Source organism: Patiriisocius marinistellae (assembly GCF_009014635.1).
GTDB lineage: Bacteria > Bacteroidota > Bacteroidia > Flavobacteriales > Flavobacteriaceae > Patiriisocius > Patiriisocius marinistellae.
The window spans coordinates 1-3726 of sequence record NZ_BKCF01000016.1 but is presented as its reverse complement, the minus strand read 5'-3'; the positions used below and the strand labels follow the sequence as shown (position 1 = coordinate 3726).

The 3726-nt window shown below is 27.8% G+C and carries 4 protein-coding genes; 2 read left to right on the top strand and 2 right to left on the bottom strand.

The features are described from left to right. Nucleotides 1-224 precede the first annotated feature (224 nt). Entirely contained in the window at nt 225-1181 is a 957-nt protein-coding gene (locus GB234_RS14850) for a PD-(D/E)XK nuclease family protein (RefSeq protein WP_208997335.1), read from the top strand. A gap of 210 nt (nt 1182-1391) precedes the next feature. Then, nucleotides 1392-2033, top strand: coding sequence for a hypothetical protein (locus GB234_RS14845; RefSeq protein ID WP_151895361.1), 642 nt, complete (start codon nt 1392-1394; stop codon nt 2031-2033). Nucleotides 2034-2280: 247 nt separating this feature from the next. Here the strand turns inward: GB234_RS14845 and GB234_RS14840 are convergent, their stop codons facing one another. Both GB234_RS14840 and GB234_RS14835 read right to left on the bottom strand, forming a co-directional pair. Further along, nucleotides 2281-2730: a hypothetical protein gene (locus GB234_RS14840; RefSeq protein ID WP_151895360.1), complete on the bottom strand. Its 450-nt coding sequence runs from the start codon at nt 2728-2730 to the stop codon at nt 2281-2283. Beyond that, a complete protein-coding gene (locus GB234_RS14835) occupies nt 2730-3170 on the bottom strand; it encodes a hypothetical protein (protein WP_151895359.1) in 441 nt (146 codons plus the stop codon). Before GB234_RS14835 ends, GB234_RS14840 begins: the two co-directional genes overlap by 1 nt. Nucleotides 3171-3726 lie beyond the last annotated feature (556 nt).

The following is a 3726-nucleotide window of genomic DNA, read 5'->3' as shown; positions in this document are numbered from 1 at the left end:
AGCCTGGAATTAAGAAAACCAGCTGAAGTACACTTAAATCCAAATATCAAATATAAATCCTATCGAAAAAATAATGTAAATTTAGCTGAACTTAAGATTTAAAAATAGAAATTGATTAATCAAAAAACAACCGAAAAAAGGTCAACCTATTTCAGTATAATACAAAAAACATCGTGCTAAATCAACTTTTAAGTCTTTATAAGAAACATCGTTCCAAAACACCTTTGGAAGATTTTACGACTGAAGTATTTGTTGGAATATTGAATCTGGAAGAAGATATAAAATTAACTTTCATTCAAGATTTCTTAAAACTGCCCGAAAACAATTATAGTCTAAAAACTCAAGTGAAATACGAACTTGAAAATGACCAAAATTGTGTTATTGACTTTGTCTTAGAAGGAGAAAATTCAATATGTTTTATTGAGAATAAAGTAAATTCTAAAGAAGGTTATAGACAAATCGAAAGGTATTGCAAAGTTTTAGAAAGTTTAGCCGATGATGAATTTGAAACACACTTATTTTATTGTACTAAATTCTTTGATAAAAAATTAATATCAGAACATAATTTCAAACAGATACGCTGGTTTCAAATAGCGAAATTTTTAAAAAAATATAAGGAAAATAAATTCGTAGAGAATTTTTTGGACTTTTTAATCACACACGATATGGCACAAGAATTAACCATTAATGCTAAGGATTTTGTTTCACTCGAAAACCTGCAAGACTTAATAAACCTTATAAAAGGTCACTTGAATAGAGTAAAACCTGTTTTCAAAAAAACTTTCAATTTAAATAAAGTTTCTAATGGTTTGACTACGGCACAAATTCTTGAACATAATCGAATGATATTTTATCAAACTGGTATTTTAGGAGCTAAAGGTTGGTCTGAATTAAAATATGGTTTTCAATTTAGTTCACCATCAATTTATGTATCAATTTATTTAAGTAAATCAAATCCAGAACATAAAGAATTAATGACTTACGTGAAGAAAATGCCTAATTTCACAACTGTTACTTATGACGCAGGAAGTTCCATAAATCTAAAAAAAGACATTTCAGTTTTTCTAAATGATGAACAAGCCGATACAAAAATTGCAGACTGGTTTAAAGATGCTTTTAAACAATATGCGCAATTGATTAAAAATACTGGACAATTAGACTGGAAAATAAACGTTGCCTAACAACGTATATAGCTCATAGCTGGGCAGTTGCTTAATCGAAGTTAAGGTGTATTTGGAAAGTCGCCAAATTTTTAAATTTGACGATTTCCAATAAAAAAGATAAATAGTAAAATTTAAAAATCTGGCTTGTGCTTAATCCGAAAATTATTTCCTAATTTACACGCTACGAGCCATATACACAACCGTTGTACCACATTTAAAACCAGCATTTTGGAGATAATTAAAGATTTAGGAATTATAACAATAATTGGAGGATTGATTGCATTTATAATCCGAAGTTTTATTGGAAAATATTTTGACCAAAAAGCTAAAAATTTTGAACTTGAATTAAATAATAAGTCGGAATTATATAAAAGCGAATTGGAAAAACAATTGCAAAAATATAAGAGTGATTTAGATATACATTTGACAAAGGCATCAAGATTTCACGAAAAGAGACTTGATACAATTTCTGATTTATATAAACTAATTGTTGACGTCAGAATAAATCTTGCGAATCTTACTTCTACTTTTGTAATGTCCACAGGAAATGAAGAAAAAGATGCGGAATTAAAAGAACAGCGGAAAATCGATGCAGGAAAAAGTTACGACGAATTCAGAGACTATTATGATAAAAAAAGAATTTTTGTTCCTATAAATACTTGTGAATTAATTGACAAATTGAAATCGGAATCGTTTTCTGTTTTATCCGATTATCATTTCCGAGAAAGAGTTTATGGAAATTCTTACACAGATTTTAGTCGTGAAATTCTCAAGGAAATGAACGAGAGAACAAATAAAACTATTCCGTCTATTTTAAAACAATTAGAATCTGACTTTAGAAAAACAGTTGACGTTGAAAATGGAAAATAAAAAACGTGGTACAACACCGTATAAAAAAAATTGCTAAATTAGTGCTTAATTAAAGGCAGTTGCATTTTTATCAACTTCTGAATTTCCTTCGGAAATTCCTCGCTGACAAAACCGCAACTTTCCTTATACAACAACGTTGTATGCAATTAAAAAAAACGATAGTAAATAAGGAATCTTTAGTGGAATATGAGAAGAATAAATTATCAAACTGAAAGATTATGAAAGTAGAAAAAAGAATTTAATACTGTTAGAAAACTTCTTTTTTTCCCTCATTGAAAATAATTTTATCCTTGTTATCATTTAATGATACTTCTTCGAAGTTATTCTCTTTAATATTTTTTATTAACGTTTTGACAACTTCTTTTCTTTCACTCGCATTTAATGATTGTTTTCCGTAAACACCAGTTTTAGGATGTAAGTATGCAAAATACATCTTACCCTTAACCTTAAATACCATTAAATATAATCTATAAGAAGAACTCTTACCTTTACCTTTTGAACTCGAATTAATTCTGATTTTAGCAAAAGGGTTATCAGAACTTGTGTTTAACCTTGAAGCTGCGCACTTTTCAAATATTTCTTCTGGTTCAGCAAGAAATAAGTTCTCTATGATAGCTTCTTCACAATCTTTATAAGATTCTTTTTTTAGTAGTTTTTTAACTTCTTTAATAAATGGTTTTTGAAAATAAAACTTCATTAAAAATCATCTATTACTTTACAAAGTTCTTTAAAATCTTCATCTTGTCGAAATTCAAAAATTATTTGTTCGACTTCAAAAACTGATTCTTTATGATTTTCAATTGCTTCTCTTAAATATTTAAAGTCTTCTTTAAAAAGTCCTTTTGGAACAAACAACCTTCTATCTTCAGCCAAAAATTTTCTGTATTTTAAATCCGAAGCTTTTCCCATAGCAATCAACCCTCGTATCATAACTTCGTCAGAATCAGACAAATCATCTAACCAAGTAATTTTCCTTACCAGTTTACCTAATTTGTTAATTCCATCAGCAAATTCTTTATACGTCCTCTTTCTATCGTTAATCTTATCTAGTAAATTATCGATAGTTTCTTCTCTACTTAAAGATTTAGTATAAGACTTAATTACTTCTTTTTGTATTTTGTCTAGTGTAGTTGTCATATTCCAATTATGATTGTAAATATATGTAAAAGAATGATATTAACAAGTTCTTCGAATTAGTTTAATAGAATTCTCATTATCTCTTAAGATATAAACATCTTTATATATTAGACGTATTAACTCTCTATATATTACACTAATATAAAGATTTTATTGTTAATTATTACTTAATGCTTCTATAATTATATCTATAAAAGGTGGTTTAATTACTAATTAATTGAATTTTTAGTCATAGAAATTAATATAAGCTAATAAACCTTTTCCATTAATGGATTTCAGATTTACAATTAGAACTAAATAACTGCATACAACACCGTATATAATTTATTGCTGCTTCTCGCCTATTTGCAATTATCCTTGTGGAGTTTTAGTTTCCGTTTTTATTTGTTAAATTAGGTGCTTAAACATCGCAACAAACCATATACAAACACGTTGTGCGTCATATAAAACGAACCGAAATCGACAATGATTAAACTAAAAGAAAATAATAATTTCTATGTCATAACAGGTGGTCCAGGAGTAGGGAAAACGACTTTATTGGAGGAACTGAAAAGGA

Bases quoted from the DNA above. Each gene is read 5' to 3' on its own strand.
- GB234_RS14840 (WP_151895360.1), bottom strand. From the start codon at position 2,730: ATGAAGTTTTATTTTCAAAAACCATTTATTAAAGAAGTTAAAAAACTA.
- GB234_RS14835 (WP_151895359.1), bottom strand. From the start codon at position 3,170: ATGACAACTACACTAGACAAAATACAAAAAGAAGTAATTAAGTCTTAT.